Annotated in this window: 14 protein-coding genes; 1 reads left to right on the top strand and 13 read right to left on the bottom strand. The window is 62.8% G+C overall.

The annotated features are described in order from the left end of the window. The first annotated feature begins 42 nt into the window (after positions 1-42). Positions 43-3,231 (top strand): efflux RND transporter permease subunit, encoded by a 3,189-nt coding sequence (locus JQ587_RS14750; protein WP_212425747.1) that lies wholly within the window; start codon positions 43-45, stop codon positions 3,229-3,231. Here the strand turns inward: JQ587_RS14750 and JQ587_RS14745 are convergent. The 13 genes from JQ587_RS14745 to JQ587_RS14685 all read right to left on the bottom strand — a co-directional run bounded on the left by JQ587_RS14745 (position 3,228) and on the right by JQ587_RS14685 (position 19,259). Then, a complete protein-coding gene (locus JQ587_RS14745) occupies positions 3,228-3,956 on the bottom strand; it encodes a sulfite exporter TauE/SafE family protein (protein ID WP_212299212.1) in 729 nt (242 codons plus the stop codon). The two genes, JQ587_RS14750 and JQ587_RS14745, sit on opposite strands and share 4 nt — an antisense overlap. A 186-nt stretch (positions 3,957-4,142) precedes the next feature. Further along, complete coding sequence (locus JQ587_RS14740; protein ID WP_212425746.1) at positions 4,143-4,346, bottom strand: hypothetical protein; 204 nt, start codon at positions 4,344-4,346, stop codon at positions 4,143-4,145. Between the two features lie 274 nt (positions 4,347-4,620). Continuing rightward, the gene (locus JQ587_RS14735; RefSeq protein ID WP_212425745.1) at positions 4,621-5,742 is read right to left on the bottom strand and encodes a helix-turn-helix transcriptional regulator; all 1,122 of its coding nucleotides are present in this window, start codon (positions 5,740-5,742) and stop codon (positions 4,621-4,623) included. A gap of 111 nt (positions 5,743-5,853) precedes the next feature. Next, complete coding sequence (locus JQ587_RS14730) at positions 5,854-6,972, bottom strand: helix-turn-helix transcriptional regulator (RefSeq protein WP_212425744.1); 1,119 nt, start codon at positions 6,970-6,972, stop codon at positions 5,854-5,856. 148 nt (positions 6,973-7,120) lie between these two features. After that, on the bottom strand, positions 7,121-10,330 hold the full coding sequence (locus JQ587_RS14725; protein WP_212425743.1) for an autotransporter outer membrane beta-barrel domain-containing protein: 3,210 nt from the start codon (positions 10,328-10,330) through the stop codon (positions 7,121-7,123). Positions 10,331-10,558: 228 nt separating this feature from the next. Beyond that, positions 10,559-13,612: an autotransporter outer membrane beta-barrel domain-containing protein gene (locus JQ587_RS14720; protein ID WP_212425742.1), complete on the bottom strand. Its 3,054-nt coding sequence runs from the start codon at positions 13,610-13,612 to the stop codon at positions 10,559-10,561. Between the two features lie 227 nt (positions 13,613-13,839). After that, a complete protein-coding gene (locus JQ587_RS14715) occupies positions 13,840-14,088 on the bottom strand; it encodes a DUF6894 family protein (RefSeq protein WP_212425741.1) in 249 nt (82 codons plus the stop codon). 45 nt (positions 14,089-14,133) lie between these two features. Continuing rightward, positions 14,134-14,688 (bottom strand): DUF3455 domain-containing protein, encoded by a 555-nt coding sequence (locus tag JQ587_RS14710; RefSeq protein WP_212425740.1) that lies wholly within the window; start codon positions 14,686-14,688, stop codon positions 14,134-14,136. Positions 14,689-14,761: 73 nt separating this feature from the next. Next, the gene (locus JQ587_RS14705; protein WP_212302619.1) at positions 14,762-15,736 is read right to left on the bottom strand and encodes an AraC family transcriptional regulator; all 975 of its coding nucleotides are present in this window, start codon (positions 15,734-15,736) and stop codon (positions 14,762-14,764) included. Between the two features lie 226 nt (positions 15,737-15,962). After that, positions 15,963-17,117, bottom strand: coding sequence for a helix-turn-helix transcriptional regulator (locus JQ587_RS14700; RefSeq protein ID WP_212302618.1), 1,155 nt, complete (start codon positions 17,115-17,117; stop codon positions 15,963-15,965). A 267-nt stretch (positions 17,118-17,384) separates the two neighbouring features. Next, positions 17,385-17,882, bottom strand: a complete 498-nt coding sequence (locus JQ587_RS14695; RefSeq protein WP_212302617.1) for a hypothetical protein — start codon at positions 17,880-17,882, stop codon at positions 17,385-17,387. A gap of 104 nt (positions 17,883-17,986) precedes the next feature. After that, complete coding sequence (locus tag JQ587_RS14690; protein ID WP_212302616.1) at positions 17,987-18,433, bottom strand: MaoC family dehydratase; 447 nt, start codon at positions 18,431-18,433, stop codon at positions 17,987-17,989. 403 nt (positions 18,434-18,836) lie between these two features. Continuing rightward, positions 18,837-19,259, bottom strand: coding sequence for a hypothetical protein (locus JQ587_RS14685; RefSeq protein ID WP_212425739.1), 423 nt, complete (start codon positions 19,257-19,259; stop codon positions 18,837-18,839). Positions 19,260-19,261 lie beyond the last annotated feature (2 nt).

Raw genomic sequence — 19,261 nt, 5'->3', positions numbered from 1 at the left:
CCGGAATGACGGGAGAGGTGTCTCTCGCGCAGGGGAAAGTCCATGAATCTTTCGAAATTTTTCATTGATCGTCCGATTTTCGCCGGCGTGCTGTCGGTCCTGATCTTTCTCGCAGGCCTGATCTCGCTGTTCGCGATGCCGATCTCGGAATATCCCGATGTCGTGCCGCCCTCGGTCGTCGTGCGCGCGACCTATCCGGGCGCCAATCCCAAGGTGATCGCGGAGACCGTCGCTACTCCTATCGAGGAGCAGATCAATGGCGTCGAAGGCATGCTCTACATGTCGAGCCAGGCCACAACCGACGGCGCGATGACGCTGACGGTAACGTTCCGCCTCGGCACCGATCCCGACAAGGCGACGCAGCTGGTGCAGAACCGCGTGCAGCAGGCCGAACCGCGCCTTCCGGCCGTGGTGCGCCAGCTCGGCATCATCACCAAGAAATCGTCGCCCGATCTCACCATGGTCGTGCATTTGTTGTCGCCGAACAACCGCTACGACATGACGTATTTGCGCAACTACGCCGTGCTCAACGTCAAGGACCGGCTGGCGCGGATCGACGGCGTCGGCGACGTTCAGCTCTACGGCGCCGGCGACTATTCGATGCGGGTCTGGGTCGATCCGCAGAAGGCGGCCGAGCATGGCCTGACCGCCAGCGACATCGTCAAGGCGATCCAGGCGCAGAACGTCGAAGCGGCCGCCGGCGTGGTCGGCTCCTCCCCGAACGTCAAGGGCATCGACTTGCAGCTCTCCGTCAATGCCGAGGGCCGTCTGGCCAACGAAGAGCAGTTCGGCGACATCGTGGTCAAGACCGGCCCGCGCGGCGAAGTCGTGCGCCTGCGCGACGTCGCGCGCATCGAGCTTGGCGCGTCCGAATACGGCCTGCGCTCTCTGCTCGACAACAAGCAGGCGGTGGCGATCCCGATCTTCCAGGCGCCCGGCTCCAACGCGCTGGAGATTTCCGACCACGTCCGCGCCACCATGGCGGAGATCAAGAAGAACATGCCGGAAGGCGTGTCCTACCAGATCGTCTACGATCCCACCCAGTTCGTGCGCTCCTCGATCGAGGCCGTGATCCATACTCTGCTGGAGGCGATCGCGCTGGTGGTGCTGGTGGTGATCCTGTTCCTGCAGACCTGGCGCGCCTCGATCATCCCGCTGCTGGCCGTGCCAGTGTCGATCGTGGGCACGTTCGCGGTGATGCATGTGTTCGGCTTCTCCATCAACGCGCTCAGCCTGTTTGGCCTCGTGCTCGCGATCGGCATCGTCGTCGACGACGCCATCGTCGTGGTCGAGAACGTCGAGCGCAACATCGAGGGCGGACTGTCGCCGCGCGACGCCACCTATCAGGCGATGCGCGAGGTGTCCGGCCCGATCATCGCCATCGCCATGGTGCTGATCGCGGTGTTCGTGCCGCTCGCCTTCATCTCCGGCCTCACCGGGCAATTCTACAAGCAGTTCGCGCTGACGATCGCGATCTCGACCGTGATCTCCGCTGTCAACTCGCTGACGTTGTCGCCAGCGCTGTCGGCCTTGCTGCTCAAGGGCCACAACGAACCGAAGGACCGGCTGACGCTGATCATGGAAAAGGGCCTTGGCTGGTTCTTCCGCGGCTTCAACAAGGCCTTTACCCGCTCCTCGGAGAACTACAGCGGCACCGTCACCAAGGTGATCTCAGGCAAGGCCGCCGTGATGGGTCTCTATGTGGTGCTGGTCGGCCTCACCGCCTTCCTGTTTCAGCAAGTGCCCAGCGGCTTCGTGCCGGGCCAGGACAAGCAATATCTGGTCGGCTTCGCCCGCCTGCCGGATGGTGCGACGCTCGACCGCACCGAGGAGGTGATCCGCAGGATGAGCGACATCGCGCTGACCCAGCCCGGCGTCGAGAGCTCTGTCGCCTTCCCCGGCCTGTCGATCTCCGGCTTCACCAACTCGTCCAACGCCGGCATCGTGTTCTCGACACTGAAACCGTTCGACGAGCGCAAGGGCGCGGCCCTGAGCGGCAATGCCATCGCTGCCGATCTCAACAAGAAATATGCCGGCATCCAGGAAGCCTTCATCGCCATGTTTCCGCCGCCGCCGGTCAATGGCCTCGGCACCATCGGCGGCTTCAAGCTGCAGATCGAGGACCGTGCCGGTCTCGGCTATGAGGCGCTGAACGAGGCGACCAAGGCGTTCATGGCTGCGATGCAGAAGGCGCCGGAGATCGCCGGCGTGTTCTCGAGCTTCCAGGTCAACGTGCCCCAGTTGTTCGCCGACATCGACCGCACCAAGGCGCTGCAGCTCGGCGTACCCGTGACAGAGGTGTTCAACACGCTGCAGATCTACCTCGGCTCCTACTACGTCAACGACTTCAACAAGTTTGGCCGCACCTACTCCGTCTATGTCCAGGCCGATGCACCGTTCCGCGCGCGTGCCGACGACGTCAGGCAGTTGAAGGTGCGCTCGTCCTCCGGCGACATGGTGCCGCTGTCGGCGCTGCTCAAGATCCGCCAGAGTGCGGGGCCCGAGCGTGCGATCCGCTACAACGGCTTCCTGTCGTCCGACATCAATGCGGCGGCGGCGCCGGGCTTCTCCTCCGGCCAGGCGCAGGAGGCCGCAACCCGGATCGCAGCGGAAGTGCTGCCGCCCGGCTTTGCCTTCGAATGGACCGACCTGACCTATCAGGAGTTCATCGCCGGCAATTCCGGCCTTTGGGTGTTCCCGCTGGCGATCCTGCTGGTGTTCCTGGTGCTGGCTGCGCTCTACGAGAGCCTGACGCTGCCGCTCTCGATCATCTTGATCGTGCCGATGGGACTGCTGGCTGCCATGTTCGGCGTCTGGATCTCGAAGGGCGACAACAACGTCTTCACCCAGATCGGCCTGATCGTGCTGGTTGGCCTCTCCGCCAAGAACGCCATCCTGATCGTCGAATTCGCGCGCGAGCTCGAATTCGCAGGCCGCACGCCGATCCGGGCCGCGATCGAGGCGAGCCGGCTGCGACTGCGCCCGATCCTGATGACGTCGATGGCGTTCATCATGGGCGTGCTGCCGCTGGTGCTCTCGACCGGCGCCGGCTCGGAGATGCGGCGGGCGATGGGCGTTGCGGTGTTCTCCGGCATGATCGGCGTAACCGTGTTCGGCCTATTCCTGACGCCGGTGTTCTACGTGCTGCTCAGGACGATCACCGGCATGAAGCCGCTGGTGCATCACGGCAGCGACATCAGCGCGGCACCGGTTCAAGGCGCCGGGCATTAGATCAGCGATAAGCCCGACACCAACAGCAGAACGAGCACGGTCTTGCGAAAGACCGTCTCGTTGACCCGGTGAAAGGCGATCACGCCGAGCGCCGATCCCGCGAACAGCGCCGGCAGGCTGATCGCGAGGTCGACGAAGACCTTCGACGACAGGTCCTGATGCCCGACCAGCAGTGCGATCGCAAACACCTGCATCGCCGCGATGAAGGGTTGCACGAGACCGCGCTGCTCGCTCTTGGGCATGCCACGCATGTCGCACCAGATCGTCGGGATCGCACCAGGCATCGCGGTGAGCCCACCGACGAGCCCTCCTCCGAATCCGATCAGGGCAACCCAGTGCCGGCCGACGGCCTCGCCGGCCGTCACCAGCGTCGGCCGCAGCAGCATATAGGCGGCATAGAGCGCAACGACGACACCAAATCCGCGCCGGAGCAAATGCGTGTCCATGCTCTGCAGCAGCGAAACCGCGATGGGCACGCCGATCAATCCACCGATGATCAGGAGCAGGCTTCCTTCCCAGCGGATGTTGCGCCGGAGTGCCCACAGATTGGTCGCCTGCACGCCGATGCTGCACGCCATCATCAGCGGCACGGCTTCCAACGGCTGGAACACGCGCAGCAGGACCGCGCCCGCCACGGCCGAGAATGCGAAACCCGAGAGCCCGGAGACGAAGGCTCCGGCGAACACGGCAACGCTGAGAAGCAGCAGAGTCGTGATATCAGGCATAGTCCGCCCTCCGCTCAGTCATAGGGAATTGGTGATACCGGCGCAGCGGCATTTTCGGCGCAGGTCGCCGCCTCGCGCGGAAATGACACTTCCATCGCATGCGCGTGCGATCGCTCCAGCATGACAAGACCAACGAGTTGAAGGGTGACGAGAGCTGCGGTGAGCGCTATTGCGACATAATTGATGTTACGCGCGCTCGAGGCTGGGGCGATTGGCCGAACGCTCGCGCGTATCAGATTGGTGGGCATTTGCTGAAAATTCCTCTTCATTGCAGACGGAAATGAATTCGTTCAAAGGCGATGCTTCGGGCTGCGCGTCCAGCAGATGGCGGTACTGCTGAACGACGCGCCGCGCCTCGATCGCACGCTGCTGATGCAGCGCTGCGACCATGCGGTCGACAACGCCATGGAACTTCCCGGCCAGGCTCCGTGACGTATTTGGCATGGCGATCTCCTCTCAACCTGCAAGCGAGATTGATGGACTTCACTTCCACTCGCTGTGAGTTGCTTCACACAAGAATCGAACGCGACGAACAAGAAACCGTGTCTGCCCTCGTAGGAGAGAACGCAGCAAGTCGCGTCACCCAAACGAATGACGCGCGATAACATTCTGATGAAGAAATTGCCGACGCGGCGCTGATACCTGCTTCAGCGCTGACGATGCGTCAGTGAACGAGCGGGTTGGAAAACCCTGCCACGAGCTTGACGAGATCCGCCTGGCGGCTCACGCCGGTCTTCGCGAACACGCGATGCAGGTGCGTCTTCACGGTCGTCTCCGCGATTCCGAGCGCAGCGGCCGTCTCCGGCACACCGCCGACTTCGACGATGGATTGCAGAACCCTGAGTTCCGCAGGCGTCAGTTCGAACGTTCGGTCGATCAGACCGGCACAGGAACGGGTATCGAGTTTCGCCTTCCAGACGAACAGGGCTCCGATGGCGCCACAGGCGCGCCCTGCGCTTCCCTCCCGCAAGAGCGACGGCAGCGCGATCACATGGGCAATGTGATGGGATCCGTCGCTCGAGGTCAGTTGAATTTTGCAGCCGACCGCCGCCGCGGCAGCCACCTCCACTTCGCCACGGAAGACGTTGCGCAAGGTCGCATTCGCCTCCGGCGACTTTGCCAGCAGCCGGCCATGGACGGATCGTAGGACATCGTCGGTGTCCAGAATTGCATCGGCGGCCGGGTTGCTGTGAACAACGTTACAGGCGGCATCGAGCAGGAACACGCCGGCATTGAGGCGATCCACGACATCGGCCAGCGCCATCGACTTCTGTTGCTTCTGCTCGATTGTCCGGTTGATCATCAAAGCGCGGCTCGCGTGCGGAGCCAGGAATTGCATGCGCGCGCGCATCTTCGCGTCCAGCATCTCCCGCCCCGGGATCACCGTCATCAGCATCGGACATGACGAATTTGCCTGTTCCAGCACCACATTCGCGACGTCGGCACATCCCTGGGGACGCAGCCATTCCTGATAGAAGCGGCCGCGGCGATATTCGTCGAAATTCACGAGATCGGGGATGTTACGCACCTCGCCGTACCGGGGCAGCCTGGCGAGTGGGTCGTGCTGCGCGTATTCGTCGGCATAGAGCTGGATGAAATGCGGATCGACACCGCAATAATAATGCGTCGATCCGGACTTGCTCACCTTGTCTTTCGAAATCAGACCGCAGGCCCGGCTGCCGAAGAATCCGTTAAGCATGACGACGACGCCAGACCACAACTTTGGATTGAGTCCGGCGTCATAGATACTCTCGATCAATTCGGAGTGCTTTGCAGTCAGCTGCATTGGAAGAGCCAATAGTCGGGCGCGAGGATTTGAGAGGTTGATGCCGGCGGCTTTTCTATGGAGTCGGCCGAGAGACCAATAGGTTCAACGTCGCCGACGCCGATCGACCGATTAATTCACAAGCGGATTGGAGAATCCCGCCGCCAGCTTGACCAGATCCGCCTGACGGGACGTGCCCGTCTTGGCGAACACCCGGTGCAGATGCGTCTTCACCGTCGTCTCCGCGATTCCCAGCGCGATGGACGTCTCCGGCACGCCGCCGACCTCGACAATCGACTGGAACACCCGCAGTTCTGTCGGCGTGAGGTCGAAGGTCCGCCCAATCAGTTCACCGTAGGACTGCCCACCGAGCGTGACCTGGCGCAGAAGCAGCGCGCCGACGGCGTCGGATGAATGCTCGCTGCCGTTACGCAGCACTGACGACAGCGGCAATATATGCGCGACGTAGCGTTCGCCCTTGGGTGAAAGCAACGGGATCGCTTGTCCTCCTGCCGCGAGCGAAGCCGCATCGCTGCGGGCCGCGAAGGCGTCGCGCAGGATCTGATTGGCTTCCGTACCGCTGGCCACGAGCTGGCCGGCAATGAGACGCACCACGTCGTCGGCCTCGATCATCGCGTGGCCACTCGCATTGGCATGCACCACATGGCAGCAGGAATCGAGCAGGAAGATGCCGGATGACAAACTATCCAGAACGTCTGCCAGCGCCGTGGCCAAAGTCAGCTTCGAGCTGATGGCACGGTTGATGAGCAGCGCCCGGCTGGCGTGCGGCACGATCAGCGACATGCGATGCTTCATCCTGGCGTCGACCATGCGCCGGCCCGACAGCACCGTCATCATCACGGGGCAACTCGCATTCGACTTATCGAGCACGACATTGGCGGCATCGCGGCTGCCCTGCGGCTGCATCCACTCCTGATAGAATCGCCCGCGGCGATATTCGTCGAAATTGACGAGGTCGGGAATGCTTACAATCTGGCCGTGCGGCGGCAGGATCGTCAGCGGATCGAACTTGGAATGGGTCTCCGAATAGAGCTGGATGTAGTGCGGATCCGCCCCGCAATAATAATGCGTGACGCCGAACTTGCTGATCGAATCCTTGGAAAACAGGCCGCAAGCCTGGCCACCGACGAAATCGCGGATGCCGACGACGACATCGTTCCACAGCGAAGGATCGAGACCGGCATCGTAGATCTGTTCGACCAGATCGGGCAGCTTCCGCGGTCTGTGCATGGCGTTGAATAGCTTTGGATGAACAATGCCTGGTGTCATACCACAACCAGAGCATGCCCTCATCCTCCGATCGGAGGATGGGTGCCGGCCGGGCGGATGGAGCCCGGCCGGCAGGCACCGCGTTCTGGCCGCCAGGGCTGATGCCGGCTCAGAACGCGACGCGGAGGCCCCCTTTCGCAGTTCCGGTGCGGCTCTGGTCGGACATCACCATGCCCTCCACGGCACCGAACACGGACAGATTTCGACTGGTGCGATAGTCGAGGCCGAAGCCTACGACTCCACCCACGGTGCCGCGGCTGCCGGGCGTGACGAAGGACAGGCTCTGGCCGAGGAGCATCGTGTTGATGCCGGTGTCGCCCACGCGCTGAAGCGCGATCACGCCGCCATGGATATTGGCCTTGAGCTCGCCGCTGTCGAAGCGCGTCACCCGGGAGAGATCGACCTCGCCGCGCTCTTCGAAATCCTGCAGCGTGCGACTGCCGACCGACAAGCCCTGTGCGGAGCCGGCCTCGCTGTAGCCGTCGAACCGGCCGGCGACGTAGCGCAGCCGCGCGGTCGGGGTCAGCAGATAGCCGTTACCGACGTCCAGCTTGTAGCCGTAGGCGATTTCCGGGCTAACATACCAGCCGCTGTAGTTGGCCGTCGCCGTCTCCATCCCGCCGACGGCGGTGTTGTTGAGGACCAACCGCCGCGATTTGTTGTCGGCATTGCCGCCCTGGATGGTGAAGTCGAAGAACTGTGAGGCCCATTCGAAGCGGCTGTAGGCGCCGGCGAAGACGTAATTGGTGTCGACCGACTGCGAATTCAGCGCAACCGAGAGACCGCCCTGCCCACCGCCGAGGAAGGCTCCGACCAGCCAGTCCGGCTGCATCTTGCGGTCGATGCCGATAGCACCGCCCCAGGCCGTCGAGGTCGCGCGTAGGGTCGCAGCAGTCTCGTCCTGGATGCGCTGACCGCCAAAGCTGTTGGCCCACACCGTGATCGGCGCCGGATCCGTCCAGAGGCTGTGCGGCGCCTTGGTGACGGCACCTACCTGCGCGGTCTCCGGTGCATAGGCCATCGCCATCATGTTGCTGCCGGCTCCGCCCGCACCACCGCTCAGGCGGCCCTGGACGAGCGAGGACACGCCGCCGGTGAAGTCCATCAGCGTGCGATCAGTCTGGGCGAGCGCGGTGGGATCGAGAGTCGCGAGCGCCAGACCGGAGGCGACCGACGGGCCGTGGAAATTTCCTCCGGAAATATTGGTGTTGATGGTGCCGTTGAAATTGGTGAACGTCGGCAGCGCGACGCTGGTCAGCGACGATACCTTGCTGTTGATCGGCGTGAGGTTGACGTTCACGACGTCGTTGCCGAAGCCGAAATCGACCACACCATTGATCTTCGAGCCCGGCAGCAGTGTCAGCGTATCGGCCTTCTCGGAGAGCAGGATGGCCGTGCCGCCGGTGCCGGTGATTGTGCCGGAGTTCGTGATGTTCGCCGCTTCCCCGACCTTCAGACCGATCTTGCCGGAGATGGAGCCCGTGTTGACGATCGTTGCGGCTGTGTTGGTCGCAATGCCGGCAACGCCCCCCGAGATGCTGCCGGCGTTGCTGATTGCACCGACGCCCAGCACAAAAATGCCATCGACGGTGCCGGAAATGATGCCGCCTGCCGCGTTCGTGAGATTGAGGCCGCCACCGGCCAGGACTGCGTTTCGTCCGGAGATGACGCCGGTGTTGACGATATCGGCTTGCCCGCTGGTGTCGATGCCACTCAACGCCCCCGTGATCGTTCCCGAATTATTCAACGTCAGCGCACTGAACGTCTCGATTGCCGCCTCTCCTGCCGAACGAAGCGTGCCTGAGTTGGTGATATCAGCGATGCGGGCATTGACGGCATTGGCATTGCCGGGATTGACGGTATTGGTGGACTCCACCGTGCCGGAATTGCTGAGCTTGACCTGGTCGGCGATGATCGCGAACTTCCCGGCGGAAATCAGCCCTCCCGAGGCGTTCGTGACGGTTGCCGTCGTCTGTGAAAACACCGCGGCTCCGTTGACCGGCCCCCCTTTGATCGTGCCGGCGTTGGCGATGGTCGCTCCGGCTCCGGCAAAAATGGCCTGGGAATTGTCGCTGGTGGACTGGATCGTACCGCGGTTGTTGCTGACGGTGACTGCACCCGACGGCGACCGGATGGCATTGAAATCGCCCGAGATGATGCCCGTGTTGGCCGTCACGTTCACCGTGCCGGCAAGGATCGCCATGCCGCCCGGACCCGACGCGAGAATCTGTCCGGCATTGGAGACGTTGGCCGTCACCGCATTGATGGCAGATCCGTCGTTTTCGAACACCGAGATCGTGCCGCCGCTGCTGTTCGTGACGGTTGCGGTATTGGCGGCCACGGCCATGGCGCCCGCGGAGATCGTGCCCGAATTCGAGGATACCACGACTGTTACCGCGGCAATCGCTTTGCTTCCGTTCGCCAGCCCTTGGATCATGCCGGCGTTGGCGACCGTTGCCGTGCCCTGGCTGAGAATGGCGGTGCCATTTGCATTGTTCGCGACGATCGTACCGCCGACATTGTTGGTGATATCAGCTGCGGTCTGAGCGGAGATCCCCCTGTCGCCACCAAAGATACTCTTGGTATTGCTGGCAACGGTCACAGAGTCGGCGCTGATTGCGTACAATCCGGCAATAGCGCCTGCGTTGTCGATGAGCGCCTTGCCTTGCGCCGTGACTCCGATGCCGGTGGGGCCAGCTGAAATGCCCCCGTTGACGCCGTTGGTGATTGTGGCGTCGGCCTCCGCGAATATCCCAGTCGTGGCACCAAAGATAGTGCCGCTGTTGGCGGTCAGGTTGACGATATTTCCCCGGAGCCCGACCCCACCGGCGCTGCTCGCAAAGATCGATCCCTGATTGCTCACATTCAATGTGCCGAGGCTCCTGACGGCGATAGCGTTGATACCAGCTACTGAAACGAGACCAGAGCTACCGTTGTTCGTCAGGTCTAGGTCTCTGCCGGCATCGATGCCGGTCGCGCCGCTGACTGCCGCGGAGCCTCCCACGATGGTGCCGGCATTGTTGATGCCGCCCCGGTCCAGTGTGATGCCTGATTTCGTGCCGATCACCTGTGAACCGGACGTCAGGTTGATCGTGTTGCCGGCGTCGGTTGCCGTCCCATATCCGCTGGTACCGTTCGCATCGGTTGTCGTTCCGGTACAGGTCACGACCACACCATTGACCGGAGACGTCGGCGTGCAGGCGGCTTCGGCGCGATCTAGCGTGATCAGCGGCACGGCCAGCAGCGAGGGAGCAAGCAGGCATATCGATCGCCGTACCAAACGCCGCCGTTCAATCCCGTTCAGAGCCGTCACGTTCATTTCCATTTCCCCACTGCCCCATCGGCGCAAGATGGCGGCCGACGGCTCGGCGTTGGTCTGCACGCGACGACGCCGTCATTTGACGGCGAAGGACGCTTCCGATTCGCGCAGATCAAAATTAGAGAGAAGGTCGACTTGCAGCTTGGACGAGAACGACGCTATTCATGCTCCAAACGAACCGACGCATTCGGTTCAGCGCTGTTGCAAATCTACGTCACGACTGCCGGCTCAGAACGCGACGCGAAGGCCGCCCTTGGCTGTGCCGGTGCGGCTCTGGTCGGACATCATCATGCCCTCGACCGCGCCGAACACGGACACGTTGCGGCTGGTGCGATAGTCGAAACCGAGGCCAGCCACCGCACCGACGACGCTGCGGCTGCCGGGCGTGACGAACGAGAGGTTCTGCCCTAGCAGCACCGTGTTGATGGTGGTGTCGCCGGCCCGCTGCAGCGCGATCACGCCGCCATGAATATTGGTTTTGAGCTCGCCGCCTGCGAGGCCCGTGACACGCGAGAGATCGATCTCGCCGCGCTCTTCGAAATCTCCGAGCGTGCGGCCGCCGACCGACAGTCCCTGCGCCGAACCGGTCTCGCTGTAGCCGTCGAACCGGCCGGCGACGTAGCGCAGCCGCGCCGTCGGGGTGAGCAGATAGCCGTTGCCGATCCTGAGCTTGTAGCCGTACGCGACTTCCGGGCTGACGTACCAGCCGCTGTAGGTCGCCCTCGCCGTCTCCATGCCACCGATTGGGGCGCTGTTCAGCACCAACCGGCGCGATTTGTTGTCCGCGTTGCCGCCCTGGAGCGTGAAATCGAAAAACTGCGAGGCCCATTCGAAGCGGCTGTAGGCGCCGGCGAACACGTAATTGGTGTCGACCGATTGCGAGTTGAGATCGACCGTGAGGCCGCCCTGCCCACCGCCGAGGAAGGCGCCGACCAGCCAGTTCGGCTGCACCTTGCGGTCGATGCCGATCGCACCGCCCCAGGCCGTCGAGGTCGCGCGCAACGTCGCGGCGGTTTCGTCCTGAACGCGCTGGCCGCCAAAGCTGTTGACCCAGACCGTGATCGGCGCCGGATCTGTCCACATGCTCTTCGGCGCCTTGGTGAAGGGACCTGCCTGCGCGCTCTCTGGCGCATAAGCCATCGCCATCATGTTGCCACCGGTCGTCCCGCCGCCGTTCAAACGACCCTGCACCAGCGACGACACGCCGCCGGTGAAATCCATCAGCGTGCGGTCGGTTTGCGCCAGCGCCGTCGGATCCAACGTTGCGAGCGTCGTGCCGAAGACGACTGACGGACCATTGAAGCCCGACGTGATGGTGTTGATCGTGCCGTTGAAATTGATGAAGGTCGGCAGGTCGATCGTTGTCAGCGACGATACCCTGCTACGCACTCCGAAGTCGACGTTGACGACGTCGTTGCCGAAACCGAAATCGACCACGCCGTCGATCTTCGAGCCCGGCAGCAGCGTCAGCGTGTCCGCGTTGGCGGAGAGCTTGATCGCCGTGCCGCCGGTGCCGGTGATCGTGCCGGAGTTCGTGATATCCGCTCCGCCCTTCACCAGCACGCCGGTCTGACCGGAGATCAAGCCCGAGTTGATGATGGTTGCGGCGCCGTCGACCGACACGCCGCGCACGCCTGTCGAGATGATGCCGGCGTTGTTGATGGTGGCGGCTCCCCCAACGGAGATGGCCTCGGCGTCCGGCGCGCCGGTGATCGTGCCGGAGTTGCTCAATGTCAGCACATCGAACGCTTGAATGGCGGCGCCGTCGTTCGCTCGAATCGTGCCGGAGTTTATGATCTCGGCCGTCCGGGCATCGACGCCGGCGGCCAAGAAACTCGACTCCACGATACCCGCATTGTTGAGCTTGACGTTGACGGCGCTGATCCCGAATTGGCCGCCGGAGATGAGCCCGCCGGCGGCGTTGGCGACCGTCGCCGTGCCATCCGCTCGTATTCCGATTCCGCCGCCTGCGCCCCCCTTGATCGTGCCGGCATTGACGATGGTCGCGTCCGTTTTGGCGAACACCGCGGTGGAATTGAAGTTCGTACTTTGGATCGTGCCGCCATTGTTGTTGACCGTCACGGAACCCGACGGCGATCGAATCGCATTGAACTCGCCCGAGATCGTGCCGGTGTTGGCCGTCACATTGACCGTTGTGGCCAGGATACCGATGCCGCCCGCATTCGATGCAAAGATCTGTCCGGCATTGGCGACATTCGCGAGCCCCGCATTGATGGCGGATCCATTGGCGTCGTCGGCCGATATAGCTCCGGAGCTGCCGTTCGTGACGGCTGCGATATTGGCGACAATGCCCTGCGCACCGGCCTCGATGATGCCGGAATTCGAGGACACCACAACCGTCGTGGCCGCAATGGCCCGGCTTCCCACCGTACGCCCCTCAATCTCGCCGGCGTTGGCAACCGTCACAATGCTCCCGCCCGATATGGCGACGCCGTTCATAAGGGCAGCTTGAATGTCACCAGTTGCGCCATTGTTGATCGTGGCCGCGCCGGCGGAGGAGATGCCGGCCGCGCCTCCCGCAATTGTGCCGGTGTTGCTCGCGACAGTCACGGTTCCGGCGCTAATCGCAACGCTGCCGCTCGATGTAGCGAAAAATGTGCCGTCATTGTTGATGAGGGCGCTACCGGACGTCATGATCGCAGCGGCGTTCAATCCGTTTGTAACGACCGAGCCGGAGCTGGTGTTGTTGACCGTCACAGCTGTGGTTGCGAGGATTCCAAACCGGAGTCCATCGACTTGGCCGGAGTTCGTGGTCAGGTTGACGACATTTGCCTGGATCGCGATTCCACCTGTGGCAATCGCGTAGATGCCTGCTGCATTCTCGATATTCACGGTACCGGGGCTGCTGATGGCGATCGCGTTGGTCCCAAGGGCCTGAACGCGATCTCCCGTGTTCTTCAATTCGAGATCCCCGCCGGCCGCAATTCCGGTCGCGCCGCTCGACGCCGCGCTGCCGCCCAGGACGGCGCCGGCATTGTTGATCGAGCCCTGATTGAGCGTGATGCCGGAGGTCGTGCCGTTCAGGAATGTGCCGGCCACCACATTGATGGTGTTGCCGGTGTCGGTTGCCGATCCATAGCCGATCGTTCCGTTCGCATTGGTTATCGTTCCGGAACAGGTGACGACCGCGTTATTGACCGGCGACGGCGGCGTGCAAGCAGCTTCCGCGGACTCAGCCATGATCCAAGGCGCCAGCAGCAGCGCGGACGCCGGAATCCGCAGCAAGCGACGGCTGACGGTCCCAAGAAGCCTTCGTTTCATATCCATTCCCCGGTCGATGCCCTTCGCCAAAAGGGCGCGAAGGCCTATTGCGGCCGACCTCATCCGAATGGAGGAGGCCCGCCACGGCGAACTGGATTCGCCGACCGCTAGAGTAGGAATGGCCGTCGCATTCGACTTGGACGAAAGCGACCGGACCTGGGCTTAAAACGAACTGACGCCGTTTCGCCAGGCACTGATGCAGAGTTGCGACACCGTCGCCTCAGGCATTACGCCTGGTCCCAACCCGCCTTCTCGGCGCTCTCGGCCCAGACCGCAGCGCGGTAGATCTCGCGCCCGCCAGCGTCCCTGACGCGGATCCAGGCATCGCGATCGCGTAGATCGTCGCGCCAGACGAACAGGTGTCTTGCCATCTCATCCGCAACCACGAAGGTCGCCTGGGCATGCTCGAAAACCATGCCGCCAGGATCGATCTTGACGACATTGCCGACCAGGAGATCGAAGAAGAAACGGCGCATTCAATACTCCAATCGGCGGCGCCGCACGCAACGCTGCGTCATTCCCTATTCAACGCGCCAGAATACGTAGTCGGCCGAGTACGGCACGCTGCGATAGGTCCACGCCTGCTCGCATGTCCCGTGGGCCATGCCGCCTCTCGTGTTGATCCGTTGGACATGGCTGACGCCGTAGAACAGGCCATCGCCGCTCTGCGCGATCACGCCGAATTTGAGCCAGGGCAGATCGTCGGAATTCCGGCCCGCCACCTGGGCGACGATCTTCGCTTTCACGGAGCTGCCGTCCCTGTGCTCCCACGTCAGCGTGCTGGCATCGACAGCTTTCCACTGGAGCGCGGCATAGTGGCGGCCGACGGAATTGTCACCGTCCATCAGCGTCGCCGCCGGCTCGCGGGCCTGCCAGACCAGTTGATGCGCGGCGTCGGGCCGGCATTCGTAGATCTGCACCCCCTCGGCATGCAGGACTGTGCCAGGAATCTCTCCGGGAACCCTGATCTCGTCCGGCGTCCTCGCCCAGGCCGACGCTCCATAGAGCACACCCGCAACAGCGACACCTCTGCTCAGCAATCGCGCAATAGCCATGCCTTCACGATCAAGGATCATGTCAAATATTCCCAAGAAGAATTCCCAAGCCCGCATTGAAATCGGCGGCTCGGTCAAATTCGCCGGGAGGCATTCAACCTGCCGTGCCGCTCCTGACGTCGCTCGGCGTGGCCGCATAGGCTCGCCGGAAGCAGCGGTTGAAATAAGAGAGATCGCCGAAGCCGACGTCGTAGGCGATCGAGGACACCGGACGCTCGGCAAATTCCGGTTCCCGCAACATGCGATGGGCACGCTTCAGACGTTGCTCGATCAGGAAGGAGGAGAACGTCTTGCCGTCGACCTCGAACAGCCGCTGGAGGTAGCGCGGCGTGACGCCGAGCTCCTGCGCAACACCTCCGACTGAAAGGTCCTGCCGCCAGCAATTGTTGACGATCAGGAATTTGGCCTTGCGCAAGCGGGCTGCCTTCGCGCCGCGCCGGCCGGCGCTTTCCCTGATCTCGTCGGTCGGACCGAGTACCAGCGCCAGGAGATCGTGCAAATGCCCGGCGCCGAGCTCGCGCAATGCGGACGTCGCCAATGCGTGCTCCCGCAACAGCGATGTGGCGTAGTCGACAAGCACCCTGATTTCCGCCTGCCGATCCCCGATAACGCGCATCACGGCATCATCGACGTCCATGATGATCGGCGCGAGCACCCGCCGCGGCACGAACAGCGAGAAGCAGTCTCCTGCCACGAACCGTTCGAGGGTCATGGCGTCCTCGGCGCTTGCCAGCACGGCGTCTCCGGGACCTAGCAACAGGTCGCGTCCGCGCCCCGTGACCCCGACGGTTCCAGACCGATTGACCACCAGGGCAAGACTGTCGTCGCCGTCGACAGCGAGTTGCCGGGAACGAACGAGCTTGGCCCCGAACAGCGTGCCAAGGAGCAATTGGACATCGGGCAGTGAATGCGCGGTCAGGTTTGCGATGATGGGCTCGCCATCACGAATTTCGAGCTCGGCCTTCACCAGGCCGCGGCAGTAGAAATCGCGCAGCGTGGTGACGCGCTCGCTTTCCGGAATGTCGTTCGACGAAACTCTGAGGATGGAAACATCATCATTGCTGCTCATTGTAATCCCTCCAATCGACGAGCAGGCTCGGCCACGCGCTGTTGTTCCCCGCACTCGTATCCGGTGCCGCGCATTGTCGTTGTGGCGCGCATTGCCTTTCTCATTTCAGAAACCGCCTATACGAAAGTGTCAAATGACAAGCGTCATACGTTCGGAGGACGAATGCAGCCTGGTCTTCACAATGCATTGAGATCGCGCAATCGTGCCGCGCGCGATGTGAATTGGATCACACGGCGTCGTCTGAACCGGCCGGCAGCGCGAACGGAGCAGCAAAGCCTGCGGCGATCTTCACAAGATCGGCCTGCCGGCCGGCGCCGGTCTTCTCGAACAAGCGGCCCAGATGGGTTTTCACCGTAGTCTCGGCAATTCCGAGCTTTTCCGCGATGTCGGGAACGCCACCGAGCTCGACGATGGCCATCAGAACACGCAGCTCAGACGGCGTCAGCCTGAACGCGGCAGCGATGGCCGCCGTTGCGAGTTGCGGCACCATCGAGGCCTTTTGCAGGAACAGCGCCGTGGCTGCGCCATCGCGCTGCAGCGCGCGTTCGTGCGTGAGCGGAAAGACATGAGCCAGATAGTGCTGACCGTCGGCCGACGTCATCAGCTCGATCTTGCGGCGGTCGGTCGAATGGGTTCCGTCGTCGGCAACGACATCGAACAAGCTGCGGAATATTTTGTCGGCCTGGGTGTTACGGGCCACGATGCGATCACCCACGATCGCGATCAGACCGCCGTCAGCGAGCATTTGCCGGCAGGCCGCGTTGGCATGGACAACCCGCCCCTCTCCGTCGAAAAGGCAGATTGCCGTGCTCAGACGGTCAAGAACTTCTGCGAGGTCAGCCACGGTGTGCGATCGCGCCCTGATCTGCCGACCCATGACACGGGAGCGTTGGATGTGCGGCGCAATCAACCGCATGCGCTCGCGCATCGAATCATCGACGGCACCGCGTGATCGGCCGCGCATCACCTGGAGAATGGTCGTGCGTGCGCTCGAGCGCTCGAGCGTAACGCTTGCGAGGTCGACCGCGCCCTGCGGTTCCACCCATTCCCGATAGAAGCTGGTGGTCACGAAGTCCGAATAGGGCATCACATCGGCAACGCCGATGGTCTGTTCGACGGCAAGCCTGAGGTGGCGATCGAGCAACGGATCGAGCTCGACATACCGGTCTCGGTAGAGCTCGCGAAAGCGGAGGTCCGTCCCATAATGCTGGTGGATTTCGATCGAGAGCCTGGCTGCATCCCGCGAGAGAATGGTCACGGCCGAGCCGCCGACGAAACCTGCAACCTGCTCGAGAGCGGTGTTTCGCTGCGCCGGATTGACTGCCGCATCGTAGATCTCGCCGACCAGCGAGGAGAGCCTGTTCGCCTCGAGGGTCGTCATCGCGCGGGCAAAGCGGTCGGGAGGCTGACGACGAAGGCGGACCGGCCGGCCGTCGTCAACGAGGAGCAAACGTCAGATAAAAATGCTGGAATATCGAACATCGTCCTTGCGTAACGTCAACCGCAGGGTGCGGCTTGGACGTTTTCGCCAAAGACTAGGATAAATGCGAACAGCGAGCGGACTGTGTGCCGTGCATCACGCGTCCTCTCGCTATTGCGATCGCCTCTTGCTCAAGTCCTGTCTGCCAATATCCGCAGCATCGGCAATTTATTTCCTGTTCTCCTCGCAAAATTTCAGCGCGGCGAGTGCCTCGCCGGCGCGCGGGATCTGCATCTCGATGCTGTCGTCATCGTCATCGTCGAAATCGAGCGTAAGACGCTTGGCTTTCGACAGGCGGTCCATGATGGACTGATCGTACTCGAAGATGCCGCGCACCGTGGTCTTGTCCATGACCTCCCACTTCGCCTTCGACATGATGTCGGCGTCGTCAGTGCCGACGTCGGCCCTCAGGATCTCGCCGATCTTGTCCCACTCCCAGCCGTCGTAGATCATCACGATCACGATGGCTTTGTCCGAATAGGTGATCACGATGACGTAGTCGCGGTTCTCGTCATCCTTGTCCTTGTAGCCCCGGCTGGCGTTGCAGTGGGCATCTTGGGTGCGCTTCTCGATAGTCCAGTCGCCGACCTTGGACTGCTGCGCGATCACAGGGCCGGCACCCCAGGCGCCGGAGAGCAGCGCGGCCGCAAGAAGGAGTCGTTTCATCTCAGCCTCCAGCGTTTCCCCTGCGCAAGCTGACCACCACTCCCGGCAGGCCGCAAGGGCCTCAACCGGCACGCTCCGGCCGATGGCGGACAGCGCGAACCGCCCTAGGTGCGCCGCGGCACGATTGCGATCGGGGTGAAGGTGTAAACTTCCTCGCCGTTCTGGTTGAACATGGTCCACTTCACCAGCGCGATACCCTGCGGCTTCGACTTCGACGGCGTCAGGCTCATGACCTCGCCGACCAGATGCAGGCGGTCATTCGGGCGTACTGGGATGGTCCAGCGCAGCCCGTCGACGCCGGCACCGATCAACGGGTGCGGACCGAAAGGGCGGGTCTGGATTGCGAGGTTCATCGCGATCGCCGCGGTGTGCCAACCCGAGGCAGCCAGGCCGTTGAACAAGGTTTGCTTGGCGGCCTCGTCGTCCAGATGCATCGGCTGCGGGTCGAACTCGGCGGCAAAGCGCTTGATGTCGGCCTCGGTGACCTCGACCTCGGGGGATTTGAAACGCATGCCGACGATGAGATCGTCGAACCAGGCGACCTGTGCCATGATTTTGCCTCGAAATAGGACGCACCGCCCGCGTGTCACGCACGGCCAAGGGATACAAGGGATAGCTGGCCCCGGGGATGTAGCGGTTTAGCCGCTCGCAGGCCAGCTCCCGGTTCCCCGCGAAACCCCTTTCCCAATTCGACGAAACACGCCTGAAACAGATAGCCGGTTATCTGGTTGTCAAAATCATACAGGGACGTGCGTCATGCAATTCATCCTCGACCTGATCGGCGAATATGCCTGCTGCCAATACCTCGTCGCCAAGCCGCTTGGGGAGGACGAGCTATGATCGAACTGATCTCAGCCCTCCTCGTGCTTTGCAGCATCGGCATCTTTGCAGCGCATGCGCTGGATGCCTATCGCACCACGCACTCCTGAACGGCCTACCCGCCGATCCGAAGCGCTAGAACGGCCGCCGGTAAAAATGCTCCGAATGCGTTGCCGGCGGAAATCGGTTGGCGAGCGCCAGCGCCCCCTTCTCGTCCGTCTCGAGCGCGATCTTCTGCGCCAGCATCACGTCGCCCGGCACCAGGAAGCCTGACGGGACGAAGCACCATCCCATCGTTGCAAGCCCCGCCTCGTCGATCTCGTGGACGTTGGCAGCGGTGCCGTAGTGAATGCGGTAGCGCTTGCCGGTGTCGCAGCCGATGACGTCGAAATGCCGGTGCTGCTCGAATTGCGCGTGCTGCTCTACAGTCAGCCATTCAGACAAAAGCCGCCGGCCGCGCGCCTCGGGCGTGTTCTCGCCGAAGAAGCGCCGGTAGAGCTCGCGGAGCGCGTGCAGACGCGCTCGCGCGGGCGCGCGAAGCCTGAAGACCGCGATCATGA

This window comes from Bradyrhizobium manausense (assembly GCF_018130615.1).
In the GTDB taxonomy this organism is placed as follows: Bacteria; Pseudomonadota; Alphaproteobacteria; order Rhizobiales; family Xanthobacteraceae; genus Bradyrhizobium; species Bradyrhizobium manausense_A.
Note: the sequence above shows the minus strand (reverse complement) of the source record. Positions and strands in the feature narration are given on the sequence as shown.